Source organism: Bradyrhizobium sp. CCBAU 25360, from assembly GCF_028128695.1.
GTDB lineage: Bacteria > Pseudomonadota > Alphaproteobacteria > Rhizobiales > Xanthobacteraceae > Bradyrhizobium > Bradyrhizobium ottawaense.
Genome location: NZ_LBJA01000044.1, coordinates 234,056 through 256,094, shown reverse-complemented (window position 1 = coordinate 256,094; position 22,039 = coordinate 234,056). Strand labels below are relative to the sequence as shown.

Annotated in this window: 19 protein-coding genes and 2 pseudogenes; all 21 read left to right on the top strand. The window is 59.4% G+C overall.

The window, feature by feature from the left end; genetic code table 11:
- Nucleotides 1-629: 629 nt before the first annotated feature.
- Nucleotides 630-1,730, top strand: a complete 1,101-nt coding sequence (locus XH81_RS31580) for a hydrogenase small subunit (RefSeq protein WP_172787762.1) — start codon at nucleotides 630-632, stop codon at nucleotides 1,728-1,730.
- Between the two features lie 12 nt (nucleotides 1,731-1,742).
- The gene (locus XH81_RS31575) at nucleotides 1,743-3,533 is read left to right on the top strand and encodes a nickel-dependent hydrogenase large subunit (protein ID WP_271596671.1); all 1,791 of its coding nucleotides are present in this window, start codon (nucleotides 1,743-1,745) and stop codon (nucleotides 3,531-3,533) included.
- Between the two features lie 4 nt (nucleotides 3,534-3,537).
- Nucleotides 3,538-4,254: a Ni/Fe-hydrogenase, b-type cytochrome subunit gene (gene cybH, locus XH81_RS31570; RefSeq protein WP_271596670.1), complete on the top strand. Its 717-nt coding sequence runs from the start codon at nucleotides 3,538-3,540 to the stop codon at nucleotides 4,252-4,254.
- Nucleotides 4,255-4,265: 11 nt separating this feature from the next.
- The gene (locus XH81_RS31565) at nucleotides 4,266-4,850 is read left to right on the top strand and encodes a HyaD/HybD family hydrogenase maturation endopeptidase (protein WP_271596669.1); all 585 of its coding nucleotides are present in this window, start codon (nucleotides 4,266-4,268) and stop codon (nucleotides 4,848-4,850) included.
- A 16-nt stretch (nucleotides 4,851-4,866) separates the two neighbouring features.
- Nucleotides 4,867-5,157, top strand: coding sequence for a HypC/HybG/HupF family hydrogenase formation chaperone (locus XH81_RS31560; RefSeq protein WP_172787758.1), 291 nt, complete (start codon nucleotides 4,867-4,869; stop codon nucleotides 5,155-5,157).
- A 618-nt stretch (nucleotides 5,158-5,775) separates the two neighbouring features.
- On the top strand, nucleotides 5,776-6,633 hold the full coding sequence (locus tag XH81_RS31555) for a hydrogenase expression/formation protein (RefSeq protein WP_271596668.1): 858 nt from the start codon (nucleotides 5,776-5,778) through the stop codon (nucleotides 6,631-6,633).
- A gap of 95 nt (nucleotides 6,634-6,728) precedes the next feature.
- Nucleotides 6,729-7,820, top strand: a complete 1,092-nt coding sequence (locus XH81_RS31550; RefSeq protein WP_271596667.1) for a hypothetical protein — start codon at nucleotides 6,729-6,731, stop codon at nucleotides 7,818-7,820.
- Complete coding sequence (hypA, locus tag XH81_RS31545) at nucleotides 7,813-8,154, top strand: hydrogenase maturation nickel metallochaperone HypA (RefSeq protein ID WP_271596666.1); 342 nt, start codon at nucleotides 7,813-7,815, stop codon at nucleotides 8,152-8,154. The genes XH81_RS31550 and hypA overlap by 8 nt, the downstream gene beginning before the upstream one ends.
- Entirely contained in the window at nucleotides 8,154-9,101 is a 948-nt protein-coding gene (gene hypB, locus XH81_RS31540) for a hydrogenase nickel incorporation protein HypB (protein ID WP_271596665.1), read from the top strand. Before hypA ends, hypB begins: the two co-directional genes overlap by 1 nt.
- A complete protein-coding gene (gene hypF, locus XH81_RS31535) occupies nucleotides 9,098-11,353 on the top strand; it encodes a carbamoyltransferase HypF (protein ID WP_271596664.1) in 2,256 nt (751 codons plus the stop codon). Before hypB ends, hypF begins: the two co-directional genes overlap by 4 nt.
- A 49-nt stretch (nucleotides 11,354-11,402) precedes the next feature.
- Nucleotides 11,403-11,591 (top strand): HypC/HybG/HupF family hydrogenase formation chaperone, encoded by a 189-nt coding sequence (locus XH81_RS31530; RefSeq protein ID WP_257187456.1) that lies wholly within the window; start codon nucleotides 11,403-11,405, stop codon nucleotides 11,589-11,591.
- Nucleotides 11,588-12,730, top strand: coding sequence for a hydrogenase formation protein HypD (gene hypD, locus XH81_RS31525; RefSeq protein ID WP_271596663.1), 1,143 nt, complete (start codon nucleotides 11,588-11,590; stop codon nucleotides 12,728-12,730). The genes XH81_RS31530 and hypD overlap by 4 nt, the downstream gene beginning before the upstream one ends.
- Nucleotides 12,727-13,773 (top strand): hydrogenase expression/formation protein HypE, encoded by a 1,047-nt coding sequence (hypE, locus tag XH81_RS31520; protein WP_271596662.1) that lies wholly within the window; start codon nucleotides 12,727-12,729, stop codon nucleotides 13,771-13,773. The genes hypD and hypE overlap by 4 nt, the downstream gene beginning before the upstream one ends.
- 22 nt (nucleotides 13,774-13,795) lie before the next feature.
- Entirely contained in the window at nucleotides 13,796-14,059 is a 264-nt protein-coding gene (locus tag XH81_RS38620; protein WP_333913910.1) for a DNA -binding domain-containing protein, read from the top strand.
- A gap of 752 nt (nucleotides 14,060-14,811) precedes the next feature.
- The gene (locus XH81_RS31515) at nucleotides 14,812-17,124 is read left to right on the top strand and encodes a DUF5695 domain-containing protein (protein WP_271596661.1); all 2,313 of its coding nucleotides are present in this window, start codon (nucleotides 14,812-14,814) and stop codon (nucleotides 17,122-17,124) included.
- 84 nt (nucleotides 17,125-17,208) lie between these two features.
- Nucleotides 17,209-17,310, top strand: a pseudogene (locus XH81_RS31510) (transposase); the annotation flags it as partial.
- Nucleotides 17,311-17,888: 578 nt separating this feature from the next.
- Entirely contained in the window at nucleotides 17,889-18,155 is a 267-nt protein-coding gene (locus XH81_RS31505; RefSeq protein WP_271596659.1) for a DUF3551 domain-containing protein, read from the top strand.
- Between the two features lie 668 nt (nucleotides 18,156-18,823).
- Nucleotides 18,824-19,936 (top strand): alanine dehydrogenase, encoded by a 1,113-nt coding sequence (gene ald / locus XH81_RS31500; protein WP_271596658.1) that lies wholly within the window; start codon nucleotides 18,824-18,826, stop codon nucleotides 19,934-19,936.
- Nucleotides 19,937-20,667: 731 nt separating this feature from the next.
- On the top strand, nucleotides 20,668-20,871 hold the full coding sequence (locus XH81_RS31495) for a 4Fe-4S binding protein (RefSeq protein WP_036014930.1): 204 nt from the start codon (nucleotides 20,668-20,670) through the stop codon (nucleotides 20,869-20,871).
- Between the two features lie 328 nt (nucleotides 20,872-21,199).
- Entirely contained in the window at nucleotides 21,200-21,832 is a 633-nt protein-coding gene (locus tag XH81_RS31490; RefSeq protein ID WP_271596657.1) for a cupin domain-containing protein, read from the top strand.
- Between the two features lie 5 nt (nucleotides 21,833-21,837).
- Nucleotides 21,838-21,955: pseudogene (sufC, locus tag XH81_RS31485) on the top strand (Fe-S cluster assembly ATPase SufC); the annotation flags it as partial.
- Between the last annotated feature and the right edge of the window lie 84 nt (nucleotides 21,956-22,039).

The following is a 22,039-nucleotide window of genomic DNA, read 5'->3' as shown; positions in this document are numbered from 1 at the left end:
AGCCGGTGAGTGTCGCGATGCGCCCAGACGTCGCGCCTTGCCAACGATGGGCTTGCGTGATGAAGGCTTCTTGATGATAACTTTAAACGTCCGGTCTCTTGCCCACAGCGCCGTAGCGATCACGTGCGACCTGCCGCTATTACCAAAGTCAGATCGAGTCGATCCAGACTGTAAAGCAACGTCAGCGGGGCGCATCGCAGCTCGGTCCATTGCCGCCTCTCTTCCTCGCTCGACGGCCGCTTTTGGACGGGCTGCCTGTGCAGTCGCGAGCATCAGAGCTTGAACGCCTCGTTGGTCAGCAATCGGCAAGCCTGATTGGGGGAAGGCAGTGCAGTGCCCGTCAACTGCACCAATTCTATTCGACAATCGGACTGATGAGCGTAGCGATTGTAGGATAGTCTGCGTGCAGAGGTGAGCCATCGTACTGATTTGTTGATGTGCTCACATCTTCGAAACTGAACACCATTAGCATGACAGATCCATGGCAAAGCTACTGGTGGGTGGCTGGGTTCACAATTTCGAAAATCTCAGCGATCGATTGATGTCCTAAGTCTTTCGCTTCGCTGGCCTGGTTCTTGCTGAACCATCAGCAATTCGTAACGGCCACGGCTACTCACTTGGAAGGTTTCATGGATGATGCAACGGAAACGTTCTACAGCGTGATCAGACGTCAGGGTATCACGCGTCGTAGTTTCCATAAATTCTGTAGTGTGACGGCCGCGAGCTTGGGGCTTGGTTCGCTCACCCCAAGCAGTATTGCCCACGCCCTGGAAACCAAACCGCGTGTGCCCGTCATCTGGTTGCACGGGCTCGAGTGTACCTGTTGCTCGGAAAGCTTTATCCGCTCGGCCCATCCCTTGATTAAAGACGCGCTGCTGTCGATGATTTCGCTCGACTACGACGATACGCTCATGGCGGCGGCTGGACATCAGGCTGAGGCCATCCTGGAAGAAACCCGTGCCAAGTACAAAGGCCGCTATGTGCTCGCAGTGGAAGGCAATCCGCCGTTGAAGGAAGGGGGCATGTTCTGCATTGATGGCGGCAAACCGTTCGTTGAAAAGCTCAGGTGGATGGCGGAAGGGGCCATGGCGATCATCGCTTGGGGCACGTGTGCGTCCTGGGGATGCGTGCAAGCGGCCAAGCCCAATCCGACTGGCGCGGCGGCGATCGATAAGGTGATCACCGACAAGCCCATCATCAAGGTGCCCGGGTGTCCTCCTATCGCAGAGATCATGAGTGGTCTCGTGACTTTCATAGTCACGTTCGGAAAACTTCCGGAGCTCGATCGCCTAGGACGTCCAAGTATGTTTTACTCCGAGCGCATTCACGACAAGTGCTATCGGCGTTCCCATTTCGACGCTGGCCAATTCGTCGAAGAGTGGGACGATACGTACGCCCGCAAGGGCTATTGCTTGTACAAGATGGGTTGCAAGGGGCCAACCACCTACAATGCCTGTTCGGCCGTTCGGTGGAACGGCGGCGTCTCATTTCCCGTTCAATCCGGTCACGGCTGCCTCGGTTGTTCCGAGGACAGCTTCTGGGACAAAGGTTCGTTTTACGACCGACTCACAACCATTAAGCAGTTCGGAATCGAGGAGAACGCCGACAAGATCGGCATGGCCGCTGCCGGGGTGGTCGGGCTAACGGTCGCTGCTCATGCGGCGGTCACCGCCGTGAAGCGGTTGACCCACAAGCCGGATCGCGCGGCCGATAAAGGCGACCCGAGTTGAGGAGACACGAAGGTGGCCGTCCAGACGCCGAATGGGTTCAGTCTCGATCGTTCCGGTAGGCGAATCGTCATCGATCCGCTGACGCGGATCGAAGGCCACCTCCGCGTCGAAGCCAATCTCGATTCCGACAATGTAATTCGCAATGCGGTCTCAAGCGGGACGATGTGGCGTGGCATCGAAGTCATCCTGCGCGGGCGCGATCCGCGCGACGCCTGGGCGTTCACCGAGCGGATCTGCGGGGTCTGCACCGGCACCCATGCGCTCGCCTCCGTGCGCGCGGTTGAAAATGCACTGGGAATTGCGATTCCGGAGAATGCCAATTCGATCCGTAATATCATGCAGTTGTGCCTACTCGTGCATGATCACCTCGTACATTTCTATCACTTGCATGCGCTGGATTGGGTCGACGTGGTTTCCGCGCTCAAGGCCGATCCCAAGTCAACCTCGGCGCTCGCGCAGTCTATCTCGCCCTGGCCGCTGTCATCCCCCGGCTATTTTAAAGATTTGCAGATCCGGCTCAGCAAATTCATCGGGTCAGGGCAACTCGGTCCGTTCAAGAATGGCTATTGGGGGCATCCGGCCTACAAGCTACCACCGGAAGCAAACCTGATGGCGGTAGCTCATTATATGGAGGCGCTGGACTTCCAGAAGGAGATCGTCAAGATCCAAGCTATCTATGGTGGCAAGAACCCGCATCCGAACTGGCTGGTCGGCGGCGTCTCCTGCGCGATCAACATCGACGGAATCGGTGCGGTGGGCGCGATCAATATGGAGCGACTGAATATCGTATCTTCGATCATCGACCGCTCAATCGAGTTTGTCGAGCAGGTCTATCTGCCCGACATTGCTGCAATCTGCTCGTTCTATAAGGACTGGCTCCACGGCGGTGGCCTGTCGAGCAAAAGCGTGATGTCCTATGGCGACATCCCCGAAAATGCCAATGATTGTTCTGAGAAAAGTCTCAAGCTGCCGCGCGGGATCATTCTTAATGGCAATCTCAATGAGATACTGCCGATCGACCATGGTGATCCCGAGCAGATCCAGGAATTCATCGCGCATTCATGGTATAAATACCCCAGTGATAGCGGTGGGCTCCATCCCTGGGACGGCATCACTGAGCCGAGTTTTAAACTTGGGCCAGAATTCAAAGGCAGCAAGACAGATATCAAGGAACTCGACGAAGGCGGCAAGTATTCCTGGATCAAAGCGCCGAGGTGGCGTGGCCACGCCGTCGAGGTCGGGCCGTTGTCGCGATACATCATCGGTTATGCGCAAGGCAAAGCCGAGTTCAAGGAGCCCGCCGAGAGACTGCTCAAGGGGCTCAATCTCCCTCTGACTGCGCTGTTCTCGACGCTTGGCCGTACAGCGGCGCGGGCGCTCGAATGCCAGTGGGCGGCGCACCAAATGCGTTATTTTCAGGATAAGCTCGTAGTCCAGCTCAAGGCAGGCGATACGGCAACTGCCGACGTTAGCAAATGGGGCCCGGAAAGCTGGCGTAAGGAGGCCAAGGGCTACGGGTTCACTGAGGCGCCTCGCGGTGCACTCGGCCACTGGATCAAGATCAAGGACGCTAAGATCGATAATTATCAATGTGTCGTTCCGACGACGTGGAATGGATCTCCTCGGGATTCCAAAGGCAATATTGGCGCGTTTGAAGCTTCGCTGATCGGTACCCCGATGGCCGATCCGCAGCGGCCCCTGGAAATCTTGCGCACCATCCATTCCTTTGATCCGTGCTTGGCTTGCTCGACGCACGTGATGAGTCCTGAGGGCCAAGAAATGGCTTCAGTCAAAGTGCGTTAGGTCCATGCTGGATAGGGCTCAGAAGCTCCTCGCCGCCGACGGTGCGGCACCGATTGATCGCAGCATTGGCACTGGCGTCGCCTACGTTTATGCGCCGGTGCGACTGTGGCATTGGGCTAACGCGGCGGCCATTCTGGTACTAAGTTTAACTGGCTACCTTATTGGGATCGGCACACCAGCGATGAAGGAAGAGGCAAGCGACGATTTCCTGTTCGGCTATATCCGCTTTGCCCATTTCGCGGCGGGATATGTGGCCAGCGTTGGCTTTCTTCTGCGCATCTACTGGGCCTTGATGGGAAATGCGCATGCCATGCAGATCTTTTGCGTGCCGCTCTGGCGCCGGTGCTTTTGGCGGGAGGTGTATCAGGAGATTCGTTGGTATGCGTTTCTTACAGGGGGGCCTGAGAGGCGCCTCGGGCACGACCGCCTTGCTCAGCTCGCAATGTTCTTCATGTTTACACAGACGATCAGCTTCATGGTCGTCACAGGCTTTGCACTGTATGGGCAAGGTGCCGGTACTGACAGTTGGCAGTACAAGGTGTTTGGCTGGGTGTTTTCAATCTGGCCGAACAGTCAGGACGTCCACACCCTGCATCATCTCGGCCTGTGGGTCATCGTGATGTTCGCGCTGGTCCACATCTACGCGGTGATCCGGGAAGACATCATCTCGCGCCGCAGCTTCTTTTCCAAAAGATCGGCTGAGCGCGGGTTTGGCGATTGACCGGGAAGCGAATGTTCAATCCGAAAGACAAAAAACGGATCCTCGTGCTCGGCATCGGCAATATCCTGTGGGCCGATGAGGGCTTCGGCGTGCGAGTGGTCGAAGAGTTTCATCGCCGCTACACCGTCGATAATAATGTCACCGTTCTCGATGGCGGTACCCAGGGACTCTACCTCGTCAGTTTTCTTGAACAGGCCGATTGCCTGGTCGTGTTCGATGCCATCGACTATGGATTGCCGCCCGGGCAGTTGGAGCTTGTACGAGATGACGAAGTGCCGAAGTTTACTGGTGCCAAGAAAGTGAGCCTGCATCAGACCGGTTTTCAGGAGGTCTTGAGCGCGGCCGATTTTCTTGGCCGCCGCCCGCGAGAGCTCGCTCTCATCGGCTGTCAGCCGTTGGACGTGGAGAATTGGGGCGGTCCTCTGACCGCGCCGGTGCGCTTTCAGATTGCGCCTGCGATTGAACTGGCTTGTAAGCTTCTAGCGCGGTGGGGCTCGCCGGTGAAACCGCGGAGCGCGCCGCTGCCTGCATCAGAACGGCTGTTGGCAAACAATATTGACCATGCGAGTTATGAGATGAGGGCGCAGCCCGTCTAGCGACCTGCGACTGACAATGTGCCTTGGCTTGCCAATGACGATTGCCGAGACCGACGGTATCACGGCGCTGTGCAAGTATGGCAATGAACAGCGGCGCGTCTCGGTCATGCTGCTCCCCGATGTCACGGTCGGCGCCAAGGTGCTCGTCCATATCGACAGCGCGGTGCGGGTTTTGGACGACGATGAAGCAAGGCTGATCTCGGAAGCACTTGACGGGCTTGAGGCCAGCCTCAACGGCCAGGACAGCAATCGATTCTTTGCGGACTTGATCGGTCACGAGCCACAATTGCCAGAGCACTTACGGTAGCCGTTCCGCCCACTTGCGCCGAGTGAGGGTTCTCACAAATCGAATTCCAGTCGCACGTAACGTTTGCCTGGAAAATATCAGGCGCCTGCCGTTGGCCCGAGCGTGATCCGAGGCCAGACGATGATTGGCATGCGCCTTGCTAGCGGCCTGCTAGCAGAACCGAACATCGTCAGAAAGGCGTTTGATGAAATTGCAGCCGGCGCAGCATGGTTCGGCGCGACGCCCCCCGTCTGACGTGGAGGGCGTCAGCGGCGTCGATGCGCGCATAGCCGCGCACGCTCAAGTGACGGTGACTGTGATGCCGCTGCCCGCGTCAGAGCTCCGGATCATCCAGCTCGCATTCTTCCTTCCTGAAGTTGTCAAAAAGTTTCGGCAAGGCATGCAAGACCCAGTGGTTTCCCGCGGCGTTAGTGGCACACGGGTCGGCGGGCTTGGCCGACGTAGACCGTCGATGCGGACCCTATGCCCTAGGCACGATGAAGTCTGCCTGCTCAGCGAGAGATCGGACCGTTTGCTTGGCATCAACCGCATCTCCGTACCGATCATTCGGGCACACGCCGCCAGCCCTTGCGTCGGCAAGTGCATTGCCGCTCGGTGCAGACAACGGAGCATCGCGTCATGAAACGAGCGACCCCCGTTGTATCCGGCGGCGCTGAGCGGGCGACGAGCGAGCTTGCCACTGGCTCTGCGAGTCTCGATGTATTCCATACCGGTCTCATGAGTGCGCTCGCCGGCCCCGCCTGGCGCGACGCGGACGAGCGTGGAAGTCACTATCCGAACGCCACCTTGCTGTTAGCAAACGCCGCTGCTGCCGTTCGCGGTCAGAGAAGCGGTGCTCGGACACAACTGTACGGACTCGCACATCTCGGCGATGGCGAACGCAAGTTGATTGACGAACTGCTCGGAGAAGGTGAGGTGGTCGGCGTGGCTGCGCTCCCGGATGGCTCTTTGGCGCAAATCCGGGAGTCTGTGCTTGCGGGAATCTGGCGCTTGCGCATCGGCACTGAGCCCGCGCATGAATATGTTGAGGTCGGGTCGATTCCGCAGATTGTCCGGCGTGCTGCAACTGACCTGACGTCGGCCGATCTTGTGATCGGCTCGCCGCCGAATGGCGCGATGAACGTTCGACCGGTGCTGGCCGAAATACGCGAGCGGGCGAGGGTGTGGCAATTGGGCATGCACGCCCATGTTATCAATCTGACGTCACTGCCAATGAGCATTATCGACTTGACATTCCTACAGCAAAGCTTGGGCAATGGACCGGTCCAACTCATGTTGCACGGCTACGGCACCTGCCGAGTACAAGCGACCAGGATTAGGAATGTCTGGTCCGTGCAGTTCTTTAATTCTACCGACGACATCATCCTTGATACACTGGAGGTCGGCGGCGTGCCGGCTGTTACGTTGGCTGCCGATGAGGATTTACAGGACTCAGCCGAGCGCATGCAGGAAATTATCGGGGCGTACTTCACATGAAGAGCTCTCTCGGGCATTCGGCATCGGCTGGGACCCCGCAGACGGCGCATGCGCGTGGACTATAGCTTGCGCGGGATGATGGCGGAGTGTTGCCCATGAGTCTCGTTGCCCGCCACAAAATCGATGTCCGCGTATTGCTAGCTGCCGACGCAGTCGCCTCGGTCGAGATCCTGCCGCGAGTCCGGCCGCCGCTGGCGCGGATGTTCGTCGGAAAGGAGCCCTCGACAGTGCTCAACGTGCTGCCGCGGCTTTTCGCGTTGTGTGTCGCTGCGCAGCAAACTGCATTCTTGTCCGCGATCGAGACGGCGCGCGACGAGGTGATCACCCGCGCAACAAGGCGGCAGCGTATTGCACTTATCGTTACTGAGCGCATCGCGGAGTTGGCCCGGAGCCTTTTTGTCGGACATCTTACGTTAGATGTCGCCAGTGCGGCGACGATCCGCTCCCTGATGTCGGAATTGTCAGCGTTTGTCCGCTCCGCACAGCCAGCCTGGAGTTCCGCTCAACGCGAAGCAACCGGCCGGATTGTCGCTGCGCTTGCCGTGCTCGGTCTAGATGAGGGGGAGGCGCTGAGGTCTGGTAGCCCGCTGGCGGTTCGCGTTGCGGCGCTTAATGACGTCGACGTGAAGTCAATTCCGGTGGGGCACTCATTCCTGTCTGTTGCTGACGACCCCAGCATCACGAAACGATTGCTCGGGGACGACTCGACGTTCTGCTATTGTCCCGATGTTGACGGAGATGTGCCCGAGACGGGTCCATGGGCGCGCCAGATAAGCCGGGATCGGGTCCCGCTGGGACCCTTCGGTGCGGCCGAGCGGCTGATGGCCAGATTTAATGAGATCGTCCGGCTATGTGCCTGGCTTAAGGCCGGCGCTCAGATTGCCGCCGCGGAGCATGGGATTATCGAAAGATATAAACTAGGGCCGCGCCGTGCAGCGGCCGCGGTCGAATGCGCCAGGGGCCGTCTCTATCACGCGGTTGAACTCGACGCTCAGGGTAGAATATCCCGCTTCGAATTTCTTGCGCCGACGGAGTGGAATTTCCACCGGCGCGGGCCGCTTGTACGGAACCTGCAAGGCGCGGTGCTGACGGCTCGAAGACGCGGAGATGCAGTCCATGCGGTGATTGCATCCCTCGATCCGTGCGTCGCGTTCACCCTCAACCTTAGCGAAGTTCGCGATGCATGAAATGGCGATTTGTCTTGGCATCATTCAGATCGTCGAGGAGAAGGTACACGAGCGATCCTCTTCGCGGGTGCGGAGCATCTGTCTGGAGATGGGAGCACTGAGTCATGCGGCGCCTGAAGCGATCAGGTTTTGCTTTGCTGCCGCTGCAACGCGGACCGTTGCCGAGGGCGCGGCTCTTAATATCGTCGAACTGCCAGGCGTTGCTTGGTGCATGAGCTGTTCGAAGAGCGTCGAAATTGCTCGGCGCGGTGAGTGCTGCCCTTGCTGCGGCAGCTATCACTTGCAGGTGACCGCGGGCGAACAGATACGGGTGAAGGAGCTGGAGATCGATTGATGTGTACTGTTTGCGGCTGCCACGACGGGACGCCGTCCACAAAACGCGCCGAGGAGAATGATGCGGAGAGCCATGAGCGATCCATTCAGGGAAATCGCGATTGCCATTCTGCGCTTCCGCCGGGCGACCGACGGCCGCCGCCGTCAAATCACGCTGATGATAGCTATAATCGCTGTCCTCGCTCAGCCAATTACCAGGCGGATAACGCGCAGGCGCTTCCGAGCGGCCTCGATCCGCCTGATTTGAGGGGCTGTGGCAGGAGCAGAAAACGGCTCGTTGAGATTGAGCGCGATATCCTGGACAAGAATAATGGACTTGCGGCGAACAATCGCGCGCTCTTCGCAGCCGATGACCTGCTTGTATTTAATCTTTTGTCCAGCCCCGGTGCCGGTAAAACGACGCTGCTCGTCCGCGCGGTATCCGAGCTCAAGTGCAGCCGGTGGGTCGGGGTCATCGAAGGGGACCAGCAGACCTCGAACGATGCCAGACGGATTCAGGCCGCCGGCGTGCCAGCCGTTCAAATCAATACCGGCAAGAATTGTCATCTCGACGCTGCAATGATTGGCGAGGCTTATCGCCGCCTGCCGCTGCTCTCAGGCGGTATTCTCTTCATTGAAAACGTGGGTAATCTGATCTGTCCCGCCGCCTTTGATCTTGGCGAAGCCTGCAAGATCGTAGTGTTCTCGATTACTGAAGGTGAAGACAAGCCGCTCAAGTATCCCGATGTGTTTGCCGCTTCGTCGCTCATGGTGATTAATAAGATTGATCTAGCGTCGGCGCTCGAATTCGATTTGGGCAAGGCCATCGAATACGCCAGACGGGTCAACCCGAAGATCGACGTGATTGTAGTGTCGGCTCGGACTGGCGAAGGTTTTGCCGCGCTCTACGCCTGGATCGATAGACAGGCGGGCCGTCTGAGACGCGCCTTCCAGGACGCAGGGCGATGAGCGCCGCAGCCACCCGCGACGGAACACGGCTGCGCGTCATCGTGAGTGGGGCAGTGCAAGGGGTCGGCTTTCGTCCTTACGTCTATGGACTTGCCATTCGGTATGGATTGGCGGGCTTTGTCATCAATGGCGCTGAGGGCGTTATCATCGAGGTTGAGGGCCACCGTGCGTTGGAGTTTGTCGCCACGTTGCCGCTCGAGGCGCCTCCCTTGGCACGCATAGTCGACATCTGCGTTCGCGAGACTGCCGCGCTCTCGGAGAAGGGCTTTTCGATCGGTACGAGCGAAGCCGGGAAATCGTCGACGCAGATCGTCGCTGATGCCGCGGTCTGCCAGCACTGCCTCAAAGAGCTATTTGATCCAGAAAATCGGCATTATCTTTACCCTTTCATCAGTTGCTGCCATTGCGGCCCACGCTACACCATCGCCGAACGGCTTCCGTACGATCGTCGCAACACTGTGATGAGGGCGTTTAGTTTGTGCGCCGCGTGCGTGGCTGACTATGCCGATCCGGCAAGCCGCAGGTTTCACGCGGAGGCGATCGCATGCCCAGCATGCGGTCCTCGGCTCAGCCATGCGATCAGCGATATTGTCGCGGCAATCGCGCGGGGGCAGATCGTGGCGATAAAGGGGCTGGGCGGATACCAGCTTCTTTGCGATGCGCGTAACCAGGACGCCGTGCAGCGTTTGCGAAGGAGAAAGCACCGCCTTCAGAAGCCGTTCGCGGTTTTGGTCGAGTCCATCGAGCGCGTCAGCGAGATCGCGGAGGCGAACGCGCCCGAGCTAGCGCTGCTAGAATCGGTAGCACGCCCCATTGTCCTCCTGCCATCGCGCCACAATCTGGCGCCCGCCATAGCTCCCGGTTTATCGCTAGTGGGTATCATGCTGCCGGTAGTGCCGCTGCATCACCTCATCTTCCATGCGCTTCGTTCGCGAGGTGTGCGTGCGGGTTGTAGCCCGGTCATGGTGGCCACCAGTGCCAATCTTTGCGGCGAACCGCTGTTGATTGACAACGCGCAGGCGCTGCGGCGGCTCGACGGAATCGCCGATCTTATCGTGACCCATGATCGCGATATCTTGGTGCGTGCTGATGATTCCGTGGTTTCGGTGGTGGCTGGCCGGCCGCAATTCGTTCGTCGTGCTCGTGGCTATGTTCCCGAGCCGATCCGGCTTGCGAGATCTGTCCCGACCGTGCTCGCCGTCGGCGGCGAACTGAAGTCGACGATCACAATCACCCGCGACAACCAAGCGTTCGTCTCTCAGCATATTGGCGATCTAAATACGGCCGAAGGCATCCGTGCGTTCGAGAAGACGATCCGACATCTCACATCGATCCTCGACGTGGAGCCTGTCGCGTTCGCCCATGATCTGCATCCCGAAATGGCTTCTACCAGGTTTGCGGAAGCAAATGCTCGCGCGCTGGTCGCGGTCCAGCATCACCACGCACACGCTGCCGCGGTAATCACCGAGCATGGCCATACGGGGCCAGCGCTTGCCCTAGTGCTCGATGGCCATGGCTTCGGCGCTGACGGCGGTAACTGGGGTGGCGAACTATTGTTGTGCGAAGGGACGTGGTTCGGACGCATAGGGCACTTAGCGCCCCTGCAGATGCCCGGTGGAGATCGTGCAGCCCGCGAGCCGTGGCGTATGGCGAGCGCAGTATTACACGGGCTCGGCAGGGGTAACGAAATCGGGCACCGCTTTGCGGCGCAACGGCAAGCGGGGTGTGTGTCGGACTTGCTCGATCAGCCGGGCGGGACCACCACGACCAGTGCGGGACGGTTATTCGACGCGGCAGCGGCGCTGCTGGGGATTGCGCATGTGCAGAGCTATGAGGGCGAAGCAGCGATGAAGCTCGAAGCGCTGGTGCGGCGGGCAACGATTCTCGAACCCGGCTGGACGATCGACGGCGGCGTGCTGTCGCTTCGTCCGCTGTTTTCGCGCTTGATTGCTGATGACATTGACGCCGCAGGTGGAGCGGGGCTGTTTCATGGCACTTTCGCCGCCGCCTGTGTCGACTGGGTCACGCGCGCTGCGCGAACAACCGGCGTCAATACCGTCGTTCTGAGCGGCGGCTGCTTCCTGAACGCGGTGCTGTCGGACGAGATCCCGCGCGGTTGCAGCGCAGCCGGTCTTACACCATTGGTGCCGCGGCGGCTGCCGCCCAGTGATGGCGCTTTGAGCCTTGGCCAGGCCTGGATTGCCGCTCTACAGATTGCTCAACAGTCGTCCGCCACGGGAGTAACTGCCTGATATGTGTCTTTCGGTTCCGGCGAAGATCGCTAAAATTCTATCCAGCGACATGGCTCTCGTGTCTATCGATGGCATCAGCTTGGAGATATCGATTGCTCTCGTCGACGAGCTCGATGTCGGCGATTGCGTCCTCGTCCATGCCGGCTATGCGCTCGCTAAGATCGATCAGGCGGAAGCCAAGCGCACGCTGGAGCTCCTGCAGGAGCTAAGCACCGCCGAGCAGGAATGCCGATCATGAAATATTCTGATGAATTTCGCGACAAGACCATCGCGCAGGGACTTGCGCGTGCGATTGACGCTGAGGTCAGTTCGCAAAGAACCTATCGGTTCATGGAATTTTGCGGCGGACACACTCATGCGATCTCCCGCTACGGCCTCGAGGATCTGCTGCCCGCGAACGTCCGGATGATCCACGGGCCCGGTTGTCCCGTCTGCGTTCTGCCCGCGAGCCGAATCGACATGGCGATCCGGCTCGTCGAGCGACCAGAGGTCACTCTCTGCGTCTACGGCGACTTAATGCGTGCTCCCGGGTCGCAAGGACAGTCTCTGTTGCGAGCCAAAGCGCTGGGCGCTGACATTCGGATGGTTTACTCGACGCTGGACGCTATCCGGCTTGCCGAACAGATACCGGGCCGCGAGGTGGTCTTCTTTGCCATCGGTTTTGAGACCACGACGCCCCCAACGGCGGTCATGATCCGGATTGCCGAGAGCAAGCGGTTGGATGGCCTGAGCGTGTTCTGCAATCACGTGCTTACACCCTCTGCGATGCACAGCATTCTCGAGAACCCGAAGATCCGCAACACCGGCGGCGTCCCAATTGACGGCTTCGTCGGGCCTGCGCATGTCAGCACTATTATCGGTACGCAGCCTTACGAGCCACTGGCAGAACAGTTCGAGAAGCCGATCGTAGTCGCGGGATTTGAACCACTCGACGTGTTGCAAGCTATATTGATGCTGGTGCGGCAGGTGAATCAACACCGCTACGAGGTAGAAAACCAATACCGCCGTGCAGTGACACGCGAAGGCAATCTGCGCGCCAAGGGCGAGGTGTCGCAAGTATTCGAACTGCGTGATCAGTTTGAATGGCGTGGGCTCGGGCTCGTACCCAACAGCGGACTGAAGCTGAAGCGGTCTTACGCAAAATTCGACGCCGAGACGCGTTTCGCGATCCATGACATGCCTGTCGCAGACAATCCGGCGTGCGAGTGCTGCGCGATCCTGCGTGGCGCCAAACGGCCGGCCGATTGCAAGTTGATTGGAAAGATCTGCACGCCGGAAACGCCCATAGGGGCCTGCATGGTATCATCAGAAGGCGCTTGTGCGGCGTATTGGACCTATGGCCGAGTTCGCGGTGAACAGGTGAGGCAAAGGTCATGAGCATGAAAGCCTATCCACGTAAGCTCGACGTAAAGAGCGGGCGCGTTGAACTGTCCCACGGATCCGGGGGGCGTGCCATGGCACAGCTGATCTCCGACCTTTTTCACCAAGCCTTCGGTAATGAATGGCTCGCTCGCTGCAATGACCAGGCGGCGTTTGATGTTTCGGCAGGCAGGATGGTGATGACGACGGACGGCTATGTGGTTACCCCTCTTTTCTTTCCCGGCGGCAATATCGGGTCAATGGCTGTGCACGGCACGATTAATGATGTCGCGATGTCCGGTGCGCGTCCGCTCTATCTGTCAGCCAGCTTTATCATCGAGGAGGGTTTCCATTTTTCGGATCTGAAGACGATCGCGGATTCGATGGGCGCGGCAGCTCGCGGGGGCGGCGTTCACATCATTGCTGGAGACACCAAAGTCGTCGAGCGCGGCAAAGCAGACGGTCTGTTCATCTCTGTGGCCGGGATCGGGTTTGTGGCCGATGGGCTGGATCTGTCCGCCGACAAGGTAAGGGTCGGCGATCGTGTGCTGGTGTCCGGAAGCCTCGGCGACCATGGAGTGGCGATTATGTCAAAACGTCAGAACGTCGCTTTTCAAACCGAAATCGTCTCGGACTCAGCCGCCTTGCATGATCTCGTAGCGGTCATGCTTGCCGCCGGCCCTGGCGGCATCCGCGTGATGCGCGACCCCACGCGCGGCGGGCTCGCTGCGGCTCTCAACGAGATTGCGCATCAATCCGACGTTGGGTTCCATTTGCAGGAATCAACCATTCCGGTGAAGCCTGCGGTTGCGGCTGCCTGCGAACTTCTTGGACTAGAGCCGATCCATGTCGCCAATGAGGGCAAGCTCGTTGCGATCGTCGCGCCTGAATCGGCCGATGCCGTGCTTGCTGCCATGAAGGCGCACCCGCTCGCGTCCGATGCAGCTGACATTGGCGAGGCGGTGGCTGACGATCACAAATTTGTGCAGATGACCACCGGTTTCGGCGGCCGACGCGTCGTCGACTGGCTGTGGGGCGAACAATTGCCTCGGATCTGTTGAAGAGGAGCGTATTCTGCGGCTGATGTCGTTTCAGAAACCTCCACTGATAAAATTCCTTCACGCCTTCGACCTCCACGGCCTCGGCGGTGGCCCGCAAGACGTGGCAGCGAAGGTGCTCGCTTCCGACCACACCCACCCTCCTTCGGTCGAGTGGAAGGATTCGCATGCCCGCCGCAAGGCTAACCGGGTCATTCATGATTTCACCGCCCTGCAAGCGAGGCTATCTGAAACTTCTACGCGGCGTGTGGACGCCCCAATCCCCAAAGCCATCGTCCCGATAAGTTAACCCGCGCCCGCGGGTAGCGCTTGGCTTCCCATGGTTGCGACCCTGTTCCTCGAGAAGGCGCTCGATCGGCACAACGCTGATCGTGCACGGCCAGAACTTCCACGAGCAGCAACCGAATCCGCCCTAACTGTCGCGGACTCCCATACAGCCAGTCTCAGCAGCAGAAGAGGCGGAGCGGAAGGTCGTCGCCCGCAGAACGAGCGTAACTCTCGAGGGCGAGCCTGTGGCTGCCAACTTGCCGCCACAGGGATGATCCACGACTGCACGGAGGTCCGGCGAGAAGTTCGCCTGTTGGATATCGGCTCCAGCTCCTAATAGCGATACGGGATACGGTTGATGGCGAAGACCAAAGGCATGTCTGAAGCCTGGACGTATACGCGTCGTACGATGCTGTTGGGCAGTAGCGTCTTGGGTAGCGCGTTGTTCGGGGGCGTTACGGTGCCTACCCCAATCGGCCGCAGCGCAAGGTTTTCATGGTGTTGAAGGCCGCCGACTCTCCCTTCGTCGTGGGGTGCACACAAGACGGCATCACCTCGTTGCGTTATCGTAACGATGCGTATGACACGGATTATGTCCTGCCTGGAGCCGTGCTGGGGGCGGCTCACGCTAGAGTTCGGCGTGCCGGATCCGAGTGGCATACGCTTCGAACCGGCGCTGATGCAACGAGGCCGATGCATAGCGCGGCCCTTGAACTAGCAGCCCGCGATGCTGGCGTCCTTCTCACGACCCGCCTCGCAGTCGATGAGGCTGGATTGACGTGGGAGATCATGCTGCGGAACGATGGCATGGCGAGCGTGGAGGTTGGCGACCTATATTTACCCATGCCGATGAACACCGAATTTCCGGCAGGACAACCGGTATCGGTGGCTGTTTTGAAGCACAGCTTCATCTCGGGGCATGGATCGCACATCTTCTGGATTCGCGGCAACAGCATCGGTCCCTTCCTCATGCTCTTACCGGAAGCGGACACGTCACTGGAATATTGGAATGTCCATAAGGATTCGGCCGAAGCCAGTGGTACGTGGTGCGCCTACATCTTAGCCGGGGCGGCCGCCGGCGAGGCAGGGGCGGGCGGGACTCGCTGGCGCCAGCCGACCCATTCCCTGTTCCTGTCGCCGACCGAGCAACGGCGTTACCGTCTCCGCTTCCAGTGGGTTGCCGATTACGAGGCGGCGCGCAGGGCTATCGCAGACGCCGGTCTGGTGGACGTGGAAGTAACGCCGGGCATGACGGTTCCCAACGACCTGCATGTCGACATCGCGCTCGCGTCCTCCATTCCGGTGGAGCGAATCGAAGCGGAATTTACCGACGATACGATGGTGCAACGGTTGCCGGATCGGGCTGGCAGGCGACTGTGGCGGATTCGCTTTTCGCGATTGGGAGAGAACCGGCTGACCCTGCACCAGCCGGGTGCACGCCAGACCTTTCTTGAATTCTTCGCTACCGAGCCCGTCGAGACGATGATGAAGAAGCGCGCAACCTTCATCGTGAAGCGGCAGCATCGTGACCCGTCCAAATGGTACGACGGTTTGTTTGGCGAGTGGAATATGGAGACGCAGGTCCTGCTTGGCCCGGACAATTACGACCGGATCAAGGGCTGGCGCATCTACGAGGTGACGTGCGACGATCCCGGGCTGAGCAAGCCCGCCTATCTCGCGACGAAGAATGCCGAGCATCCTGATGTGGCGGAAGTGGCGGCGCTAGATCGGTATATAGATACGTTCGTCTGGGGCGGGCTGCAACGTACTACACAGGAGGCATACGCCTACAGCCTCTATGGCATACCCGATTGGAAGCAGAACAGGGAGAGCAGCGATCCCGGCCCAAAGGGCCGCCTGCATATCTGGCGGCCTTATGACTATCCGCACATCTTCGCAACGTATTTGGCCATGCACCGCATCGCGCGTGACCATCCCGCGATACCCACCCGCCAGAGCGCACGAGATTATTTGATACGCGCCTACGGTACGGCGCTGGCCATGTTCACGGTGCCGATGCGCGTGGTGATGTGGTCTGCCTACCGCACCGGCATCTGCAACGAATGTGTGATCCCCGAACTGGTTTCGGCGCTCACGACGGCGGGCTTGACGCGCGAGGCGGCGACGTTGGAGGCGCACTGGGCACGTAAGGTGCGCGCCGTCGTCGATCCGAAGGCGGACCTGTTCAAGTCTGAATATCCGTTCGATTCCACAGCCTTCGAATCAACGCAGGCACTGGCGCGCTCGGCTCTTGACGACCCTGTCGCCATGGGGGTTTCGAAGGCGGCAGCGCGTGCCTTCGCGGAGCGTCAGATCGCTGCAAATCTGTTCTGCCGTGGCTGGCTGGAACCTGCGTATTACTACCTGGGCAGCGATTATCGTCGCACTGCGGGCGACGCCTATACGCTAACTTACATGGCGCAGATGGGTGGCTGGGCGCTGCTTGATCATGCGCTGAATGATGCAGACGACCCGCATCCGCTCCTTCGTCTCGGCTATGCGTCACAACTCAGCGCGTGGGCTTTGCTGAACAGCGGCCCGGCGTCGGCCGGTCATGGCTACTGGTATCCGGGCGAGGAGAATGACGGCGCGGCCGGTGGCGGCTTCGAGCCGGCGCCGAGCGGGACCACATGGCTCGGTCAGCCGCATCACCGTGGAGCGTGGTATTACTCGTGCGAGATCGACCTGGGATTTTGTGGGGCGATCCGCGCTGCTGCGACGATCGTTGCCGATGATCCCATCTTTGGGCAGGTTTGTCACGGTGGCATCATGAAGACGCTCGCTCACACCCTGCGTATTTGGCCACATGATGGCGTGCGTCGACGGCTCAACGTGCGGCTCCAGTCCTTCCGATTGGACTTGGTGCTGCTCGACGCCCGATTCCGGGCGGATCGACCGATCATTCTGAATTTGGGGGAGGGGTGGATCAGCCTTACGCCTGAGCCCTTTACCCCGTCTGCATCGAGAGTGACGTTCGAATTGCGGTACGATGACGGAAGAAAGCGCAAGGAAGTCGTCAACATCACGGACAGCCAGATCGTCATCCGCTTGCCTGGGGCGCGCTTACCGCGGGTTCAGGTCCGCTAGTGATGCCGATTATCCGGTGCGATCGGCACTTATGGCCTGCCGTTCCAAGAGGCTCCCGAGGCGATGACGATCATCCCCGCAAATTCCGAGCATCTCGGCGCACGTATCCGCATCACCGCGGTGCTGCATTCCTCGGGTACGGCGCTGAACCACCATCCGCACATCCACATGATCGTGCCGGAGGGCATCGACGACAAATCCAATATCCGTTGAAATATGGGAAAGAGTGAATGCCGTGGCCGCCCTCTCCTGAGAATAGCCTCTAGAGTTAATCGGCACTGGAATCGAACCCCTACCGGCGTCCAAAAGGGGCTCTGATTCATCTTTGGAACGGCCCGGCTGCAGATCTTTCTCTGGTTGAACAAGGGACGACGGTGCGGTCATATGTTCGGCCTGTAAACGGGGCGCTTGGCCGCTGGCCACGACGATATCCGCGGAAAGCAATCGCCCAATCAATTTCTCGCGCTCGAAGCGCAGTGAGTCAGGCGGTCTGATCGCTACAATGCGCATGCGCGAGTGCGCGTAATATGCCGATTCGCTACTTCCCTCGTTTCTTTGCCCCGAAATGCAGCCCATCACGCCGGAAAAATGCGTTCTGCTCTGGAAGCAGCCGGATTGCTGCTCTGAACTCGGAGCGCTGTCACTTGAGTTTCTAGAGTAAGGTGATCGTCCCACGATGGCGACCGGCTATTTGCCATTGACTAGGATCAGAGCATAAAATCCGAATCCTCTATCCTTCGGCAAGAATTAGCGGAGGCGAGATCATGCGCAATCTTCTGTTTATCGGTGTGCTTGCAATCCCCATGGTCGTCAGCTTTGGATCGGCTTCGAGCGCGGCTTCGCGGGGGCGCTCGTACATCCCCTCGGCCCCGCAGGACGTATATTGTCTGCAGGGACGTACCTGGGGATATCCGGGCAATTGCCAGTTCTCGACCTATGAGCAGTGTATGGCCACTGCATCCGGCACCTACGCCTATTGTGGTATCAATCCGGTCTACGCGTTTGCGCGACAGAGAGCGCAATCGCGCTAGCGTGCGAAGGTCGGGCAGTCTGAGGCATGCTTAGATAAATGGACCGGCTGTGCCGGGTTGAGGGACCTGGCCCTGCCGTCCGATCCGGACCTCCCCCGTTCGAGCATCGAGCGCGCGACGCGATGCGTCGCCTCAGATGCGTCGGACGCAAAGCAAAAGCATCAGGCTGCAGTGGTTCATCGGCGTCACTGCAGCCGGGCGTCGCTCTTTATTCAATTCAAGAAAAAAGCAACGCGAAGCGTCAAACAGACATCTGCTTTTTGCGTCTTGTCAGCTTCCTTTTCCGTGGTGACCGCTTGAATAATCTACTTTGAGTAGTGTTTGAAGTGAGGCTTTCCAACGCGAAATCTACGCTAGCTGCGGAAAATGAGGGAGATCGCCAGATGTTGGATGACCCCAGCACTGCCTCTTACCGGTGGTTCTCGACGAGGTCTGCAAGAACCTTCCGCACGGAGCCGGAACAGCAATTCGGAACGATTTATCACTATCGCGCGTGTCGACGTGTTAAGTTCAGGGAGCAAGCTCCCACGGTCCGCTCGGCACCCGTGGGTTTGAAATCCTGCGAAGCCTGTCAATTATCGCTGAATTCCTGCAGGATTTTATCGGCTGCGTCGCGATATCGCTGCTCGCTTCCGATATGAAGGGCGCGTCAGGCAGGGAGTTTTCAAATGAAGGTCGGAGTCCCAAAGGAAATCAAGGCGCACGAATATCGCGTGGGCCTTACTCCTGGAGCTGCCCGCGAATATGTGGCAGCAGGCCACAGCGTGATGATCGAGACCAATGCGGGCGCTGGCATTGGTGCAACCGACGACGATTATCGCAATGCTGGCGCAACGATTCTAACTTCCGCCGTTGAGGTATTCGCCTTGAGCGAGATGATCGTAAAGGTCAAGGAGCCTCAGCCGTCCGAATGGTCTCAGCTGCGTGAGAATCATATCCTCTTCACTTATCTGCATCTGGCTCCCGACCTGGACCAGGTTACCGGCCTCCTGGAATCTGGATGCACCGCGATCGCCTATGAGACGGTAACTGATGCGCATGGTGGTCTTCCACTGCTGGCGCCGATGAGCGAGGTCGCGGGTAGGCTTGCGGTCGAAGCGGCGGGTAGCGCCCTAAAGCGGAGTACAGGCGGACGAGGGCTGCTGATCGGTGGGGTGCCCGGTGTTCAGCCTGCCCGAATCGTGGTGATCGGAGGTGGCGTCGTCGGTACGCACGCGGCACGCATGGCGGTCGGTCTCGGCGCAGAAGTGACCATCATCGATCGTTCGTTAATCCGGCTCCGCGAGCTGGACGAGCTATTCGAAGGACGCGTTCGCACCAGGTTTTCAACCATCGAGTCCGTAGAGGAAGAGGTATTGGCGGCCGATGTGGTGATTGGTGCCGTGCTCGTTCCAGGTGCGAGCGCGCCGAAGCTGGTCCGCCGGAGCATGCTGAGCTCGATGCGCAAGAGGGCGGTACTCGTGGACGTCGCTATCGATCAGGGCGGCTGCTTTGAGACATCACACCCAACCACTCACGCTGATCCAACTTACGAAGTAGATGGCATTATTCATTATTGCGTGGCCAATATGCCCGGCGCCGTTCCGCTGACGTCGAGTCAAGCACTGAATAACGCAACTCTGCCGTTTGGTTTGGCTCTGGCCAACAAGGGGTTTTCCGCCGTACTGGACAATCCACATTTGCGCGCAGGCCTCAACGTCCATCGGGGCCGGCTAACTTACAAAGCGGTGGCCGAAAGCCTCGGGCTGCCCTTCTCACCGATCGAACAGGCTGCGGCGTGATCCCAGAGGCCCTCATGGCTGTTCCCTCCGTGACTAAGCCATCCTTTGGGTGGCTTTTTTTTCGGCCACATTAATCGGCTGACCGCTGCCGGCATCTACTCTGACCGCGAAGCGTACGGAGGATCACCAGACGAACACCTGACTTCAGCCGCCCGCGCGAGGGGAGAAAGTGTACTTTTGCCCCATAAAGCGCATGTGAATGCCGGTTTGCCGGCAATACGGGGCAACTGAAAATGCGTCCCGCGGGCCCCGAGAGGGACGCGCATCACGGGTGTGATTGTATCTGGAGCGGCCGCCGCGGCCTTCTGACTGGCTGTGGCGAGGCGGACTGGTGAGGACCTGCCGGTTGTTGCCCGTGATCCGTCGCGTAAGCGGCGGCTGTCCCGGTGAGTGGAACTAACAAGATGCGCTCTGGGTTAGACGGGCGGAGAACTCTATGATGCCGCGCGGCGCATCGATCTTAGCCGTGGCACGGCGGGCGTTGGGGAGCATCTCAGATCGTTCCGCTGAGTCTGGCGAAGCTGGTTCATCTGATCGCTAATTGATGTGAATTGACCATGCGCAAATCAAGCATCGAGATCAAGCCGCCACGCCCTTGTAGGATTTGCGACAGCGTGTCGAGGCGGCGATTTGCGTTATCGAAAATACTTCAGACGAATCAAGCTCAAACTGTCTGGCACAAGACTTGATAGCAAGAAGCTGTCCCGCACCTTTTTTATGGAATCGCAGTGATGGCTTACAAGATAATCGCATCCCAGTGCACCGTCTGCGGTGCGTGTGAGTTCGAGTGTCCCAATGCTGCGATCAGCCTGAAGAACGACATATATGTGATCAATCCGTCCCAGTGTACCCAATGTGAAGGGCATTTTGACGCGCCACAATGCGCCGTCGTTTGCCCGGTGCCCGATACGTGCGTGCCGGCAAAGGTCGGGTAGCCGACGAGAGGAGCTCCCGCACGAAACATAATGAAGACGCTATCGACACAGCCGCCTTTCCTATCCGTCTCCTGTTTTTCTCACTTGCTAGCCTCGAGTTCGTGGTGACTTGCGCGAGCCGCTCGTAGAGTGTTGCGACGTAACGAGCGCCGCGCCCCGAGACCCCGGCAAAGGGGCGTGGGCTTTAGTACTTCTAAATTGTTCTAGCAGAAGTTCTTCACGACTAAATACAGCCGTCGCCACATTGTTAGAGTGAGTCCGCTTTTCACTCCGACTGAAGCCACGAGGCGAGATGCCCGAGGCTGAAATGAATGCATGGGAGAGCGACATGGATGGTCGCGGCGATACCAACGGCACCAAGGCCGCTTCGGCGATCGAAGCTGACGACGCGGTCGACCAGCGCCTGGGTGAAACCGTGCGGCTGCTGCGGCAGCGCGCCGGCCTCTCGATCCAGGACGTCGCCAACAAGACCGGCCTGTCCACCGGCATGATCAGCCAGCTCGAACGCGCACGCGCGATGCCGTCGATCCGCACGCTGCGCCTGCTCGGCCTCGCGCTCGACGTCCCCATCTCCTATTTCTTCGAGAGCAGCGATCCCGCCGAAGCGCCGCGCTACATCGTGCGCAAGTCCAATCGGCGGCTGCTGCGGCTCACCGCCAGCGGCGTCGTCAAGGAAGCGCTGACCCCGGAAGGCAAGGGCCAGCTCGAGCTCTACGAGCTCACGCTCAACCCCGGCGCCTCCTCCGGCGCCGACTTCCTGCAGCACACCGGCGAGAAGGCAGGCTACATCCTCGCGGGCAGCCTGCGGCTGTGGCTCGACAACCAAGCCCATGTGCTGGACACCGGCGACAGCTTTCGCTTTCCGAGCATCGTGCCGCACATGTTCGACAACCCGACCCAACAGGTGGCGAGCGTGATCTGGGTGACGACCCTGCGCCAGACCGATTCGCCGGCGGGTTGAGGCGCCAAGGCGTGTTCCTGGCATTCTAGAACCTGTCGAGTTTCCGGCGTGACTACAATGAACTTCCTGCGGGGGGCACTGAACGCCCAGGGCAAGGCGCGCGGCGAGCAGGAATTCTCCACCCGCGCCCGAGAAGATACTGGTCGCTTACCCGGAGGAGGGGCTCAGGCCATCAACTTCGTGCGCATGATCGGGACGCCGGCCGAG